This is a genomic window from bacterium (assembly GCA_017744355.1).
GTDB lineage: Bacteria > Cyanobacteriota > Sericytochromatia > S15B-MN24 > UBA4093 > JAGIBK01.
In genome coordinates this window covers 981,601-995,983 of the sequence record JAGIBK010000001.1, presented here as the reverse complement: position 1 = coordinate 995,983, position 14,383 = coordinate 981,601, and the positions used below count along the sequence as shown (strand labels likewise).

Below are 14,383 nucleotides of genomic sequence, written 5' to 3'. Positions count from 1 at the left end.
AACTACGTATCTTTCGCCAGTATGAGACAGCTCAAATTCGCCCGGGGAGAGAAGACATAGGATGGGACCAACAGAGAACCCCATTCGACAAGGAGGTCCCCTATGTCGCACCGTCTTCGCACCGCCCTGAGCGCCGTCACCGCCGCAACCCTGCTCGCCGCCGCTCTCCCGGCCGCGGCGGAACCCATCTTCCAGCCCGTTCTCGGCTCCCCCGAGGCGAAGGTCACCCGGGATCCTTACCAGGGCCCCTTCGTCGAGGGCGAGACGGTCACTAACCTGCCCGACATCAAGCCGGTGCCGGCGGGCAACGTCCATCACGTGCGCCTGGACTTGACTCATAAGATGGTCGAGATCGACAAGGGGGTCATGTTCGAGGGCTGGACCTTCGGGGACACCGTTCCCGGCCCCACCGTCCACGTCCGCCAGGGCGATCGCGTCATCTTCACCATGACCAATCGCTCCAACGAGGCCGCCAAGATCGGCCTGCCCATGCCCCACTCGATCGACTTCCACTCGGCCATGGTCAACCCCATCGACAAGTACCGGAGCATCCCCCCCAAGCAGAGCCTCTCCTTCGAGTGGACGGCCAACTACCCCGGCGTCTTCATGTATCACTGCGGCACCCCGATGCTGCTCCACCACATGGCAATGGGCATGTACGGCGCCGTGGTGGTGGACCCCGTCGGCGGCTGGCCCGGCAAGGTCGATCGCGAGTACGTCGTGGTCCAGTCCGAGCTCTACACCAAGCCCCGTGACCCCAAGCAGCCCAAGATCCTGACGACCGACGTCCAGGCGGCCCTGCGCAAGCAGCCGAGCCACGTGGTCTTCAACGGCGCGGTCGGCCGCCACGTCAAGGAACCCCTCAGAGCCAAGCCCGGTGAGCGTGTCCGCCTCTACGTCCTGAACGTGGGCCCCTCGGACACCTCAAGCTTCCACATCGTCGGCACGATCATGGACAAGGTCTACCTCGACGGCAACCCCAAGAACGTCCTGCAAGGCCTCCAGACCGTGCTGCTCGGATCCTCGAACGGAGCGGTGGTCGAGTTCGTCGTGCCCGAGGCGGGGCGCTATCCCTTCCTCGACCACGAGTTCACCGACGCCACCCTGGGTGCCTTGGGCTTCATCGACGCCACCGAGGGCGGCGGCCCGGTGCCTGCGGGCGCGCACTAGCCCCTATCCCTCAGTGTTTGCGGCGGGCCGGAGTGATCCGGCCCGCCGCATCGCCTTTTGTCTGAGATGACGCGGCGCTCGAGGAGTTGGGCTAAGATGGAACTGTCACCATTCGCCATACGAGGTCTCGATGATCACCACCCCGAGTCCCGCCGACCTGAAACAACTGGACTTCTTCAGCAGCCTCGAGGAGCCCGAACTCGCCCTCCTCTCGCGTCGCGCCGTGCTCAAGCGCCTGGCGCCCGGCGAGGCCCTCTTCCACGAGGGAGAGCCCCTCGATCCGGCTCTGCGCTTCGTCTATGTCGGCTCCCTTTCGATTCGGCGGACGGCGACGAACGGCAAGGAGACCATCCTGCGCCTGATTCGCCAGGGCGAGATGTTCGGGGTCGCCGCCCTGTTCGATCGCAAGCTCGCCCCAGGCAGTGCGCTCGCGACCGAGGCCAGCCAGGTGCTCGAGATTCGCCTCGAGGATCTGATGTCGTACCTGACCCACGAGCCGGTCATCGCCATGAAGCTGCTCGTGACCTTCGCGCAGCGCCTGCGCGAGCTGCAGGACACCCTGCATGCCGTCATGTCGGGTCGTGCGCGGACGCGCCTCGCGCGCGCCATCCTCTCCGCGCTGGATCAAGGCGGGGCGACGCAGGCCAACGGGGGATTGCGCCTCAAGACCAAGCTCCCCCACGCCACCCTCTCGCGGATGGTCGGCATCACCTACGAGGAGTGCGTCAGGCTCATGAGCGAATGGGCGCACGTCCCGCTGGTGTTGCGCTACGAGCGGGGCGGGGTGATCACCGTCTGCGATCGCGCCGAGCTGGATCGCCAAGCAAGCGAGGACTGAGTCTCGCTTCGTTTCGCGCACACGCCCTACCGGTAATTTTCCCTGATGCGCGATGGTTTGCCGAGTGGGAAGATGGGAACACGTCCACACCCCGACTCGAGGAGGCGCCATGAAGATCTTGCTGGCAACCGATGGTTCCAAGCACTCCCGGCTTGCGCTCGAGCAGGCCGCCGCGCTTGCCGGCCCTGCCAAGGGGGAGGTCGTGGCCCTGGTCGTCTCGAACTTGATCAATCTCGGCTGGTACGGCGCCATCCCCCACGCGACCGAGACCCCGTTCGAGGTGCCGACCTCCGAGGAGGCCGAGCAGATCCTCAGCGATGCCTGCAAGACCTTGAGCGAGCGCGGCGTCGCCTGTCGGCCCCTGCGCCGGATCGGCGTGCCCGCCGACACCATCCTCGCGGTCGCCGATGAAGAGCACGTCGATCTGATCGTCATGGGCTCGCACGGCCGCACCGGCCTGGGGCGCTTCCTGCTCGGTAGCGTCTCGAGCCAGGTCTCGACCCATGCGCCCTGCTCGGTCCTCATCGCCAAGCCCAAACTGGACGTCGTGTCGCCCGACTACCCCGCACCGATTCATCTCAACGACGTTCAGAAGGCTTAAACCCATGCGCGAACTCGGATCCTCCTTCATGCGGGCGAATCGTTCCGACGGGCCCATCCGCCGCCTGCTTCAAAAGGTGCTCTTCCTGCAAGAGGACGAGCGCCGCCAGGTGGCGCGCGAACTGCACGAAGATGCGGGCCAGCTCTTGACCTCGCTGCTGTTCGGACTCAAGATGCTCGAAGGGGCCCAGAGCCTCGAGCAGGTCAAGGACCAGTTGCCTGTCCTGAAGCAGCAGACGTGGGACGCCCTCGAGACCATGCGTCAGGTCTCGGTCGCCTTGCGGCCGCCGCTCCTGGAGGACCTCGGTCTGGTGGCGACCCTTCGCTCCTTCGTGCGCGACTTCGGCGCCCGGCATCAGGTGAAGGTCGCCTTCAGCGCCAAGGGCGAAGAGGTGCGGCTGGACCCCATCCACGAGGTGACGGTCTTCCGCATCGTGCAGGAGGCCCTCACCAACGCCGGCAAGTACGCCCGGGCTTCGACGCTGCGCGTCGCGGTGCACTTCGCCTCCGACCACCTGCAGGTCGTGGTGGCCGACGACGGGGTCGGCTTCGACGAACCGAGCGGGGGCGCTGTGCCCCATCCTGACGAGCCGGTCGGGATCGCCGGCATGCAGCTTCGCGCCGATCTGCTCGGCGGGACCTGCACGGTGGATTCGGCTGCCGGGGCCGGCGTCACCGTGACCCTGCGCGTCCCACTTTCCTCTACCCCCGCCGACGACAAGGAGCCTTCTTCTCGATGACGACCGAAGCCTTCGCCGCCCCCGTGCGCATCCTGCTCGCCGACGACCATGCGATCCTCCGGACGGGCCTCAAGCTGATGCTCAGCAACGTGCCCAACCTGGAGGTCGTCGCCGAGGCGACCGACGGTACCATGGCCCTCCAGCTGGCCGAGACCCACCGGCCGGACCTCGTGATCATGGACATCACCATGCCCGGCATGAACGGGATCGAGGCGACCTACGAGCTCAAGCGCCGCTTCCCCGCCATCAAGGTCCTCATGCTCACGATGCACGAGAACGAGGAGGTCCTGTTCCGCACGGTGCAGGCAGGGGCGGCGGGCTACGTCCTCAAGAAGTCGGCCGACAACGAATTGCTGGATGCGATCCACCAGGTCATGGCCGGCGAGACCTTCCTGCGCCCCGAGATGGCCAAGCAGGTGATCCGGGACTACCTCGACCGGGTGGATGCCGGCGAGGAGGCCCAGTCCTACGAGACCCTCACCGAGCGTGAGCAAGAGGTGCTCAAGTTCCTCGCCGAAGGCCTGACCAACAAGCAAGTGGCCGAGAAGCTGGTGCTCAGCGTTCGCACCGTCGAGACGCACCGCATGCGCATCATGGACAAGCTGGCCCTCAAGGGGCGCGCCGCGCTCGTGGCCTACGCCAAGCGCCGCGGCCTGGTCCTCTGAGGCGATCGCTTTTCTAATCGATCGCTTCGCGGTAGGATCTCATGGCCCATATGAAGAAGCCATCGATCCTCATCGCCACGGCCGACGCCGAGCTCAAGCGCCTTCTCGCCTTCCTCCTCCAAAAGCAGGGGGGCACCGAGCAGCTGAGCGCCACGAGCGCGAGCGAGGCCCTGCGCAAGGCCGAGCTCGCCCTCCCCGCCTTGGTCCTCGTCGACTCGGCCCTGCCTGGGGTCGACGGCCTCACCCTGTGCCGAAGGCTGCGGGCCATGGCCACCTTCCTCGACACGCCCATCTTCTTCCTGGGCGATCGCCCCGAGGTGAAATACCAGGCCTTCCAGGCCGGGGCCACCGACGTGATGCTCAAGCCCCTGGACCAGTTGGAGTTCCAGTACCGCCTGCGGGTCCACCTGCGCGCCAGACAGCGCGGGCTCGAGCCGGCGGAGCCCGTCGAGGCGGGCACCCTTAAGCTCGAGGCCGCTTCCCACACCGCAACCCTGCGGGAGAAAGCCGTCCAGCTGACCCCTTCCGAGTTCGCCATCCTGAGCTTTCTGGCGGCCCACCCCGAGCAGGCCGTCACCACCGAGATCCTCTTGGTCGAGGCCCTCGGCGAGCCGCGGCAGCTGGGCAACCCCCAGGTGATCCACACCCACATCAAGAACCTGCGCCGCAAGCTGGAGCCCATGCCGGCCGAGCCGGCCCTCATCCTCTCGTCTCGCCGGGGTTACACCTTTCGGCCGCCCGCGTCCTGAGGATTAGTTAGTCAAAAGTCCGCCTATCCTTAACTTTCTCATAAGAAACTTGCGCCCCGGGTAGACGACATAGAGAGCATCACGTTCAGCGGTTCACCTCGTAAGCGAATGGAGGATGCCCCATGTCGAGCTCGATCACCGGCCTTTCCGAACGCAACATGAACGATCTTCGCAAGAAGGCGAACGAGATCGTCGGGCGCTTCGATACCGATCGCAACGGTCGCATCGACAAGGCTGAGGGGGAGCCCCTCTTCGATCGCAAGGAGAGCACTTCGTCTGCGAGTCGCGACTGGCTGACGGGTGACTTCGTCACCGTCACCACCGTCACCTACGACGTGCTCAAGGGCATTCGCAAGGGCGACGCGAGGCTCGCCGACCTGAACGGCGACGGCCTGGACGCCGATGAGATCGTCGGCGCGGTCCTGCGTGAGGCGGACAAGAACGGCAACGGCACGCTGGACAAGGGCTTCATGGGCCTCTTCGGCAACGAGCGCCTCAGCGCCACCACCGGCCGGATGGAGAGCAAGTTCCTCGATACCTCGCGCCGCGAGACGGGCCGCTCCAGCTACACCTACTACAGCCCGCTGCCCCGTGAGAACGATCGCCCGACCCCGCCCTCGACTGGCGGCGGCCGTCCCACTCCTCCTTCGAGCGGCGGCGACTATCGCCCCACGCCCCCGTCCACCGGTGGCAGCAGCCGTCCTACTCCCCCTTCGACCGGCGGTAGCAGCCGTCCCACCCCGCCCTCGATCGACTAAGTTTCAGCCCCGAGGCCGCGTACGCGCGGCCTCTTTTTTTTGCCTGAGGGTCTTCAGATCATCTTCAGCGAAAACCGTGTAAATTGAAAAAGTTCAAGTCCCCGTGCAAGGAGGAGCATCGCTTTTATGACCACGACTGCTACGCCCGAAACCCAGGCCGCCGCGATCGCCCAGGTCCTGTCGCAGTGCCAGGAGCAGAACGTCAAGTTCATCAACCTGCAGTTCTGCGACATCCTCGGCGTCGTCAAGAGCGTCACCATCCCGACCACCCAGTTCGAGGACGCCATCTTGCACGGCAAGTGGTTCGACGGCTCCTCCATCGAGGGTTACCTGCGGATCGCCGAGTCCGACATGTTCCTGCTGCCCGATGTGGGCACCTTCCGGGTGATTCCCTGGGACCAGTCCGAGACCAAGAAGCACGCCCGGGTCATCTGCAACGTTTTCCTGCCGGATAACTCCCCCTTCGTGGGCGATCCCCGCGGCGCCCTGCAGCGGATGGTCGCCAGGGCTCGCAACCTGGGCTACGAGTTCAACACCGGCCCCGAGCTCGAGTTCTTCCTCTTCAAGAGCAACGAGCCCGGCAAGATCGAGGCCCTGCCGAACGACCAGGGCGGCTACTTCGACCTCTCGACGGACCTTGCCATGGACGTGCGCGCCGACATGGTGAACGCCCTCGAAGAGATGGGCATCGAGGTCGAGACCTCGCACCACGAGTGCGCCGCCGGTCAGCACGAGATCGACTTCAAGTACGCCGACGGCGTCACCACCGCCGACAACGCGGTGACCTTCCGCTACACCCTCAAGGCGATCGCTCAGCGCCACGGCCTGCACTGCACCTTCATGCCCAAGCCCATCCACGGCGTGGCCGGCAGCGGCATGCACACCCACATGAGCCTCTTCAAGGACGGCCAGAACGCCTTCTACGACGCCAACGATCCCTACGGCCTCAGCCAGGTCGCACGGCACTTCATCGCGGGCATCCTCGAGCATGCGCCCGGGATGATCGCCCTGCTCGCGCCCACCGTCAACTCCTACAAGCGTCTGGTGCCCGGCTACGAGGCCCCGGTCTACGTCTCGTGGGCCCGTAACAACCGTTCGGCCCTGATCCGCATCCCCCGCATCAACCCCCGCGTCCCCAAGGCGACCCGCGTCGAGCTGCGCTGCCCGGACCCCAGCTGCAACCCCTACCTGGCCTTCGCGGTCATGCTCGCGGCCGGCCTGGACGGCATCGAGCGCAAGCTCCCCCTGCGCGAGGCGGTCGAGGAGGACCTCTACCACATGAGCCTCGCCGAGCGCACCGCTCGCGGCATCCACGCCCTGCCCGCCAACCTTGGCGAGGCGATCGCCGAGCTCAAGAAGGACCTGGTGATCCAGGAGGCCCTCGGCGAGCACATCTACGAGCGCTTCGTCGACACCAAGACCCAGGAGTGGGAGGAGTACTGCCTCCAGGTCACCCCCTGGGAGCGCGAGCGCTACCTCGAACTCTACTAGCGTTCATCTCGAAGCGCCCGGCGATGAGCCGGGCGCTTTCGTATGAGCGAGGGATTGTTGTGATTTGTAAAGCATTGCTCCCCTTGGTACAATCCGTCCTATCCCACCGCAGAAGGGAGCATGCGGTATGGCGCTCGACATCACCCTCGACCTGGACCCCGCCGATGAGGCGGCCCTTCGTGCCGCGGCCGAGCGCGAGGGGCTCGCGCTTGGCGAGCTGGTCCGGCAATGCCTGCGAGGCGAGCGCCAGTTCGGCCCCGTGAGCCCCGAGGGCCTCGCCGAGGCGATGCACCGTCGCCAGCAGAAGCGCCTCCTGGAGCTGGCCAAGAATCGCGCGCTCGCCACGGGTGATCTGAAACGGGCATTTGCCGCCATCACCGAAGCGGCGGCCGAGACCCTCGAGGTCGAGCGCGTCGGCATCTGGCGCTATGAGGCCGAGCAGGCCGCCGTGACCTGCGCCGACCTCTACGAGCGCAGCCGCCACATTCACTCCGCAGGCACCGAGCTCAAGGCGCAGACCTACCCGGTCTACTTCGAGGCGATCGCCGCCGACCGAGTGCTGGCTGTCTCGGACGCCCAACAGGACCCCAGGACCCGGGAGCTCAGGGACTCTTACTTGATCCCCCGGGGCATCACCTCCATGCTGGACGCGTCGATCCAGTGGGGCGGCCGTACCATCGGGATCGTCTGCTTCGAGCATGTGGGCCCGCGTCGCCAGTGGGCCCTCGAAGAAGAATCCTTCGCCGCCTCAATCGCCGACATGGTCGCCCTCGCCTTGGAGCACGCCGAGCGCAAGCAGGCCGAGGATGAGCTCTTGCGCCGGGCCATCGAACTCGATCACCAGAAGGAGCTCCACCGGATCAAGACCAATTTGATCAACACGGTCACCCACGAGCTGCGCACGCCGCTGACCGCCATTATCGGCTACCTGGAGTTCCTCTCGGACGAGCTCGGCGGTCCCCTGAGCGCCGAGCAGCGGGCCTTCGTCGAGCGCATCGCGCAGAGCGCCAGCCAGTTGCAGCGCCTGGTGGACGATCTGCTGGACTTCGCGCGGCTCGAGGCGGGGACCTTCCGGCTGGTCTGTCGCAAGATAGACCTGTGCCAGAAGATCGAGGAAATCGTCGAAGCCCACCGCCCCCAAGCGGCGGCCAAGGGCCTGGATCTGAGCGTCGCCTTGCCGGACGCGCCGCTCATGGCCTACCAGGACCCGCTGCGCTTCGGCCAGGTCCTCTCCAACCTCCTCTCCAACGCCATCAAGTTCACGCCCGAGGGCGGACGCATCGAGGTTCGCCTCAGCGAGACGCCCGAAGGGGCGCGGGTGGAGGTCTCGGACACCGGGATCGGGGTGGCCCCTCAGCACGTGCCGCAGCTCTTCGAGCGCTTCTTCCAGGTGGATTCGAGCTCGACGCGAGAGCGGGCCGGGGCGGGCCTCGGTCTCAGCATCGTCAAGTCCCTGGTCGAGCTGATGGGCGGGGAGCTGGGCGTCGAGAGCGAGCTTGGCGAGGGCAGCACCTTCTGGTTCACCCTGCCGCTCAACCGGGCGGTCCTTTTGCCCGAGGCCTAGAGGATCCCCTCATGGCACGGGGCGGGCCCCCCGAGAGGAGCCCGCCCCGTTGATGCGTTCGTCGTTAGTTGCCGGCGATCCACTTGCCGACGCGCTGGAAGAAGCCGCCCACGTCCTTGCGCGCTTCCTTGACACCCTTGCTGATGTCGTCGGCCACGTCGTTGGCGAAGTCCTTCACGTCGTCCACCGCCTCCTCGACGGCGAACTCGGCGACCTTGTAGCCCTTGACGACCGTCTTGCCGACCGCCGTGGCGGCGTCGCTGACGCCGTCCGCGACCGCCTCGGCCGTGTTCACCACGCCGTTCTTGACGGCGACTGCCGCGTCGACCACACCGTCCTTCACCTTGCCGGGGAGGGCGAGGATCTCGGCCTTGGCCTCGGCCCGCTCCTCAGCGAGGATCTTCTTGGCTTCAACCTTCCACTTGCCGTCGGGGTCCATGGGCAGCTTCGCGATGCGCTCGCGGGCCTGCTCGAGGTGCTTGCCCTGGATGACGGCGACCGGGATGGGGGCGAGGGCCGTCACGGCGACGACCTGAGCATCGTCCTTGAGGTCGTGCGCCATCTCGGCGATCTGGTCCTCGAAGGCGTCCACGGCCCTGCCGACCGCCTTGCCGGCCTTGACGACGCCGTCACCGACGGCGATGACGCCGTCCGCAAGGGCGACTGCCGCATCCTCGATCCCATCGGCGACCGCATCCGCCGCGTCCGAAACGCCTTCCTTGACGGCGACCGCCGCGTCGACCACGCCGTCCGCGACCTTGCCGGGGATGGCGAGAATCTCCTTCTTGGCGGCGGCCTGCTCTTCGGCGAAGATCTTCTTGGCCTCGACCTTCCACTTGCCGTCAGGGTCCATGGGCAGCTTCGCGACGCGCTCGCGCGCCTGGTTGAGGTGACGGGCCTCGATCACGGCGACGACGGGGGCGGCGATCGCGGTCACGGCGGCGACCTGCGCGTCCTCCTTCAGCTCCTGACCGGCCTTCTTGATCTGGCCCTCGACGTACTCGCCGACGGTGGGGTACTTGGTCTCGTTCTTGTCGGCCGGCACAACGGCCTGGGTGGGCGCCTTGACCACGGCCTGAGGGGCGGCGGGCACCACCGCGGTGGTCGTCTCGGCCGGCTGGGCCTTGGTGAAGGCCTGGAACTCCTGCAGCTTGGCCCGGGTCTTGGGACCCTCCTTGCCGTCTTCCTTCAGCTTGGGGCCGTTGAGGTGGCCCTGGTCGATGTGCTTGTTGAGCTCCTGCTGGAGCTTCTTGGTGGCCTCGCTGTACGGCTTGGTACCGCTAACCTGATGGCTGGCGTTCATGCCGGTGACGTTTTTGACGGTACTCATGCGGGGCCTCCTCACGGTGGGGATGAAGACGAGATGGATGCTATAGGTAGCTTGTACCCTTTTATCGGGTCATGGGGCTCGGAACTTTCGTCATGGCCCGAAAAAAGCGGGGCCTGCCAGCTTGGCAGGCCCCGCTTCACCTGAAGAACTTAGTAGCGGTAGTGCTCGGGCTTGAAGGGGCCTTCAGCCGGCACGCCCAGGTAAGCGGCCTGGTCGTCGGTCAGCTTGGTCAGCTTGACGCCCAGCTTGGCGAGGTGCAGGCGGGCGACTTCCTCGTCCAGCTTCTTAGGCAGGACGTGGACGCCGAGCTCGAACGACTCGTTCCAGAGGGCCATCTGTGCCAGCACCTGGTTGGTGAACGAGGTGCTCATGACGAACGAGGGGTGGCCGGTGGCGCAGCCCAGGTTGACCAGGCGGCCGCGCGCCAGCAGGATGATGCCCTTGCCGCTCGGCATGATGAAGCGCTCGACCTGGGGCTTGATCTCCTCGAGCTTGGCGCCCGACTCGTTGACCAGCCACGCCACGTCGATTTCGCAGTCGAAGTGACCGATGTTGCACACGATGGCGTTGTCCTTCATCACCTTCATGTGCTCGGCGCGGACGATGCCCTTGCAGCCGGTGGTGGTCACGAAGATGTCGCCGAGCGCGGCGGCGTCTTCCATGGTGACGACCTCGTAGCCTTCCATTGCGGCCTGCAGCGCGCAGATGGGGTCGATCTCGGTGACGAGGACGCGAGCGCCGAAGCCGCGCATGGAGTGGGCGCAGCCCTTGCCCACGTCGCCGTAGCCCGCGACCACGACCACCTTGCCCGCCACCATCACGTCGGTGGCGCGCTTGAGGCCGTCCGCGAGGCTCTCGCGGCAGCCGTAGAGGTTGTCGAACTTGGACTTGGTGACCGAGTCGTTGACGTTGATCGCCGGCACCTTGAGCTCGCCGCGCTCCATCATCTGGTAGAGGCGGTGCACGCCGGTGGTCGTCTCCTCGGAGATGCCCTTGATGTCCTTGAGCAGCTCGGGGAACTTCTGGTGGACCATGATCGTGAGGTCGCCGCCGTCGTCGAGGATCATGTTGAGGCCCTGGCCGTCGGGCCAGCGCAGGGTCTGCTCGATGCACCAGTCGTACTCGGCCTCGGTCTCACCCTTCCAGGCGAAGACGGGGATGCCGGCCGCGGCGATCGCTGCTGCCGCATGGTCCTGGGTCGAGTAGATGTTGCAGCTCGACCAGCGGACCTCGGCGCCGAGGGCGACCAGGGTCTCGATGAGGACGGCGGTCTGGATGGTCATGTGCAGGGAGCCTGCGATCCGCGCGCCCTTGAGGGGCTTGGTGGCGCCGTAGCGCTCACGCAGCGCCATCAGGCCGGGCATCTCCTTCTCGGCGATCGCGATTTCCTTGCGGCCGAACTCAGCCAGGCTGATGTCCGCGACCTTGTAGTCGTGGGCGGTTTGAACCATGGTCAAGCGAATTCTCCTTATGAATACGAGACTAGCTGCGTGCCGCCCGGGCGATGAGCCCGAGACCGAGTGCGGCGCCGAGGATGTTGGGCATCCAGGCGGCGAGCACCGGAGGCAAGTGGCCCGTCTGCCCCAGCGCCATGAAGGTGAACATGGCCAGGTAGTAGACGAAGATGATGAGGATGCTCAGCCCCAGCCCGATGGACGACGAGCTGCGGTTGGGACGAAGCCCCAACGGGGCGCCCACCAGCATGAAGACCATGCTCGCGAACGGGACCGAGAGTTTCTGGTGCAATTGTACGCGCAATTCATTGAGGCCGCTACCTTGCGCGCCGCTCTCCTCGAGCCGGCTGATGTGGGCGCTCAGCTCGCGCACGTTCATCTCGGTCGGGGTGCGGTGCTCGCTGGAGAGGCTCAAGAGAGCCTCGCGCAGCTGGACCCTCTGCTCCTTGAAGCGGGCGAAGAAGCGGTACTCGCCGTTGTCGGCCATTTGGTAGAGCTTGCCGTCGTAGAAGGTCCAGGCGCCGTCCTGGTAGCGTGCGCGGTCGGCGTGGATGATCCGGTCCAGGTGGTCGCCCTCGAACTCCTGCACGTGGACGTTGCGCATGACCTCGCCGTCGAAGGAGCGCGCGTAGAACACCCGCTTGAGGCGCCCATCCTCAAGCTCCTGGTAGAAGACGTTGTCGCGGGAGGTGGGCAGCTTCTTCTGGTGCTGGGCCTCGTAGAGGATGTTCTTGGCGGCCCACTCGGCGCTGGGCACCACGTACTCGTTGAGGGCGACGGTGGCGCCGCTGACGAGCAAGCTGACGAGGGCCACCGGCGCCATGATCCGGAACAAGGAGACGCCGCAGGCCTTGAGGGCGGTGATCTCGCTGTCGCCCGAGAGCCGCCCGAACGAGAGCAGGCTCGCAAGCAGCATGGCCATGGGGAAGGTGTAGAAGGCCATCTCGGGCAGGCGCAGCGCGATGATCTGGACCACCGTCAGGATGGGCAGGCCGAAGCGGACCATGAGGGTGATCAGCTCGAACAGCACCGAGGTGGCCGTCATGATCGCGGTGAAGGCCCCGACCCCGAACAGGAAGGGACCGAGCAACTCGACGATCAGGTAGCGATCGATGATCGAGAAGCCGGGAAGGCGCAGGCGCATCACAGGCTGAACTCTTCCCCCAGGTAGAACTTGCGCGCCAGCTCGTTGTTGGCGATGAAGTCGGGGGAGCCCTGGACCACGATCCGGCCCTCGGCCAGGATGTAGGCCCGGTCGGTGATGGCCAGGGTGTCGCGGACGTTGTGGTCCGTGATGAGGATGCCGATGTTGCGGTTCTTGAGCTGGCGGATCATCTTCTGGATGTCCGAGATCGACAGGGGGTCGATGCCGCTGAAAGGCTCGTCCAGCAAGAGGAAGCTCGGGTTGGTCGCCATGGCTCGGGCGATCTCGACGCGGCGGCGCTCGCCACCCGAGAGCTGCATGCCCTTGGACTTGCGGATCTTCTGGATGTGGAACTCATCGAGCAGCTCTTCGAGCCGCTCTTTCTGTTGGGCTTTCTTGATGCCTAGCAGTTCCCAAACCGCGAGCAGGTTCTGCTCGACGGTCAGCTTGCGGAAGACCGAGGGCTCCTGGGCCAGGTAGCCGATCCCCTTGCGGGCGCGCAGGTGCATGGGCAGCTGCGAGACGTCCTCGCCGTCCAGGGTGATGGCGCCCTCGTTGGGGCGCACCAGGCCCGTGACCATGTAGAAGGTCGTCGTCTTGCCGGCGCCGTTGGGGCCCAGCAGGCCGACCACCTCGCCGCGGTTGACGTTGATGGAGACGTCGTTGACGACGCGCCGCTGGCGGTAGGTCTTGATGAGGTTCTTGGTTTCGATCATCGCCGCGTTACCCTCCGATCTTGGGAGCGGCCGAGCCGGAGGCGGGGAGCATCAGGCGGGTGCGCGTGCCGCCTTCGGCGACGAGCTTGCGCTGGGCCACGTAGTAGGTGACTTTCTCGCCGCGGAAGGTCCCGGAGCTGCGCTTGGCCTCGACCTTGCCCGAGAAGACGATCCGCTCCACCCGGTCTTCCTTGGGCGAGGCGTAGATGGTGGCCTGGTCGCAGCTGACGGCAAGGTCCTTGAGGGTGATTTCCACGTCGCCCTTGACGGTATAGGTGTGGGCCTTGCCGTCGTACTCGGTGGTGCGTGCCAGGACCTCCATCTGGTCGAGGGCCTGGGCGCTGGTGGGCTTGGCGGGAGCCGCGAGGGCGGGGGCGGCCGATAAGGCGATCGCCAGCGCGATCGCAAGCCGTCCGTGGAAGTTGTGCGTCATGTCTAGTCCCACCCCGTCTCTACCTGGACGATCGCACGCACCGGCGCGCCCATCCGGACCTGTTCCAAGCTGCGATTGGCCCAGAGCTCGGGCCCTTCCAGGCGGCTGACCCCCCGGCTGAACTTGACATCCCCCTTCGCATGCAGCGACTGCGAAGCGGCTTGCCAGACGACCTCGTCGGCCCGCACCGCCGTGTCCGAGCGGGCCGCCTCCACCTGAATCCCGCCCTTCATGCGAAGGTCACGGGTGTCGGTGTCGAACACCGCCTCGGGCGCGTCTGCGGTGGAGACCACCCGGCCCCCTTCCCAGAAGCGGGCGTGGATCCCGCTGAGGTTGGCCACGTGGTGCTCCGAGTCGTAGACCACCGCGTCCGCCTTGAGGTCCCAAAGCTTGGCGCCCTCGCCGAACTCGACCAGGTCGACCTGGGCGAAGGTGAAAGCGGGACCCGCGGGCGTGGCCGAGGGGATCGGCCGGGGCTGGGTCCACTGGGCGACGAACTGGGTGCCCCACCAGGAACCGAGCGCGACTGCGAGCGCGCCCGGGAGGATCAGGAGCTTCTTCATGCCAAAGCCATGCGTGCCATTCGTGAATGGGCTCCCGAGAGGGGCGCGAGCGAGAATCTTCTTGTGAAGTATACCACGCGCCCTGCGCGCTTCTTGCCCCCATGACGGCTCGGGGCGCGGAAAAGTTCCGCGTCCCACGACGCAAAAAAGCCCTGCTGCTCGACCAGC

General features: G+C 66.2%; 15 protein-coding genes. 9 read left to right on the top strand and 6 right to left on the bottom strand.

Features of this window, described 5'->3' with window-relative positions:
• The first annotated feature begins 102 nt into the window (after window positions 1–102).
• The 9 genes from J7643_04720 to J7643_04680 all read left to right on the top strand — a co-directional run bounded on the left by J7643_04720 (window position 103) and on the right by J7643_04680 (window position 8,575).
• The gene (locus J7643_04720; protein MBO9539882.1) at window positions 103–1,170 is read left to right on the top strand and encodes a multicopper oxidase domain-containing protein; all 1,068 of its coding nucleotides are present in this window, start codon (window positions 103–105) and stop codon (window positions 1,168–1,170) included.
• Between the two features lie 130 nt (window positions 1,171–1,300).
• Window positions 1,301–2,008: a Crp/Fnr family transcriptional regulator gene (locus J7643_04715; GenBank protein MBO9539881.1), complete on the top strand. Its 708-nt coding sequence runs from the start codon at window positions 1,301–1,303 to the stop codon at window positions 2,006–2,008.
• A 109-nt stretch (window positions 2,009–2,117) separates the two neighbouring features.
• Window positions 2,118–2,609 carry a universal stress protein gene (locus J7643_04710; protein ID MBO9539880.1) on the top strand — a complete coding sequence of 164 codons (492 nt, stop codon included), beginning with the start codon at window positions 2,118–2,120 and terminating at the stop codon, window positions 2,607–2,609.
• A gap of 4 nt (window positions 2,610–2,613) precedes the next feature.
• The gene (locus tag J7643_04705) at window positions 2,614–3,348 is read left to right on the top strand and encodes a sensor histidine kinase (GenBank protein MBO9539879.1); all 735 of its coding nucleotides are present in this window, start codon (window positions 2,614–2,616) and stop codon (window positions 3,346–3,348) included.
• Window positions 3,345–4,013, top strand: a complete 669-nt coding sequence (locus J7643_04700) for a response regulator transcription factor (GenBank protein ID MBO9539878.1) — start codon at window positions 3,345–3,347, stop codon at window positions 4,011–4,013. Before J7643_04705 ends, J7643_04700 begins: the two co-directional genes overlap by 4 nt.
• A 50-nt stretch (window positions 4,014–4,063) precedes the next feature.
• Complete coding sequence (locus J7643_04695; GenBank protein MBO9539877.1) at window positions 4,064–4,762, top strand: response regulator transcription factor; 699 nt, start codon at window positions 4,064–4,066, stop codon at window positions 4,760–4,762.
• Between the two features lie 122 nt (window positions 4,763–4,884).
• Window positions 4,885–5,520, top strand: a complete 636-nt coding sequence (locus tag J7643_04690) for a hypothetical protein (protein MBO9539876.1) — start codon at window positions 4,885–4,887, stop codon at window positions 5,518–5,520.
• A gap of 126 nt (window positions 5,521–5,646) precedes the next feature.
• A complete protein-coding gene (gene glnA / locus J7643_04685) occupies window positions 5,647–7,011 on the top strand; it encodes a type I glutamate--ammonia ligase (protein ID MBO9539875.1) in 1,365 nt (454 codons plus the stop codon).
• A gap of 127 nt (window positions 7,012–7,138) precedes the next feature.
• Window positions 7,139–8,575: a GAF domain-containing protein gene (locus J7643_04680; protein ID MBO9539874.1), complete on the top strand. Its 1,437-nt coding sequence runs from the start codon at window positions 7,139–7,141 to the stop codon at window positions 8,573–8,575.
• A gap of 64 nt (window positions 8,576–8,639) precedes the next feature.
• On the opposite strand, the gene J7643_04675 is transcribed toward J7643_04680, so the two are convergent.
• The 6 genes from J7643_04675 to lptC form a co-directional block, all read right to left on the bottom strand.
• Entirely contained in the window at window positions 8,640–9,905 is a 1,266-nt protein-coding gene (locus tag J7643_04675) for a hypothetical protein (protein ID MBO9539873.1), read from the bottom strand.
• A gap of 149 nt (window positions 9,906–10,054) precedes the next feature.
• Entirely contained in the window at window positions 10,055–11,356 is a 1,302-nt protein-coding gene (locus J7643_04670) for an adenosylhomocysteinase (protein MBO9539872.1), read from the bottom strand.
• A gap of 31 nt (window positions 11,357–11,387) precedes the next feature.
• The gene (locus J7643_04665; GenBank protein MBO9539871.1) at window positions 11,388–12,503 is read right to left on the bottom strand and encodes an LptF/LptG family permease; all 1,116 of its coding nucleotides are present in this window, start codon (window positions 12,501–12,503) and stop codon (window positions 11,388–11,390) included.
• Window positions 12,503–13,219 carry an LPS export ABC transporter ATP-binding protein gene (gene lptB, locus J7643_04660; protein MBO9539870.1) on the bottom strand — a complete coding sequence of 239 codons (717 nt, stop codon included), beginning with the start codon at window positions 13,217–13,219 and terminating at the stop codon, window positions 12,503–12,505. The genes J7643_04665 and lptB overlap by 1 nt, the downstream gene beginning before the upstream one ends.
• Before the next feature lie 7 nt (window positions 13,220–13,226).
• Window positions 13,227–13,652 (bottom strand): hypothetical protein, encoded by a 426-nt coding sequence (locus J7643_04655; protein ID MBO9539869.1) that lies wholly within the window; start codon window positions 13,650–13,652, stop codon window positions 13,227–13,229.
• A 2-nt stretch (window positions 13,653–13,654) separates the two neighbouring features.
• Window positions 13,655–14,215 (bottom strand): LPS export ABC transporter periplasmic protein LptC, encoded by a 561-nt coding sequence (gene lptC / locus J7643_04650; protein ID MBO9539868.1) that lies wholly within the window; start codon window positions 14,213–14,215, stop codon window positions 13,655–13,657.
• Window positions 14,216–14,383 lie beyond the last annotated feature (168 nt).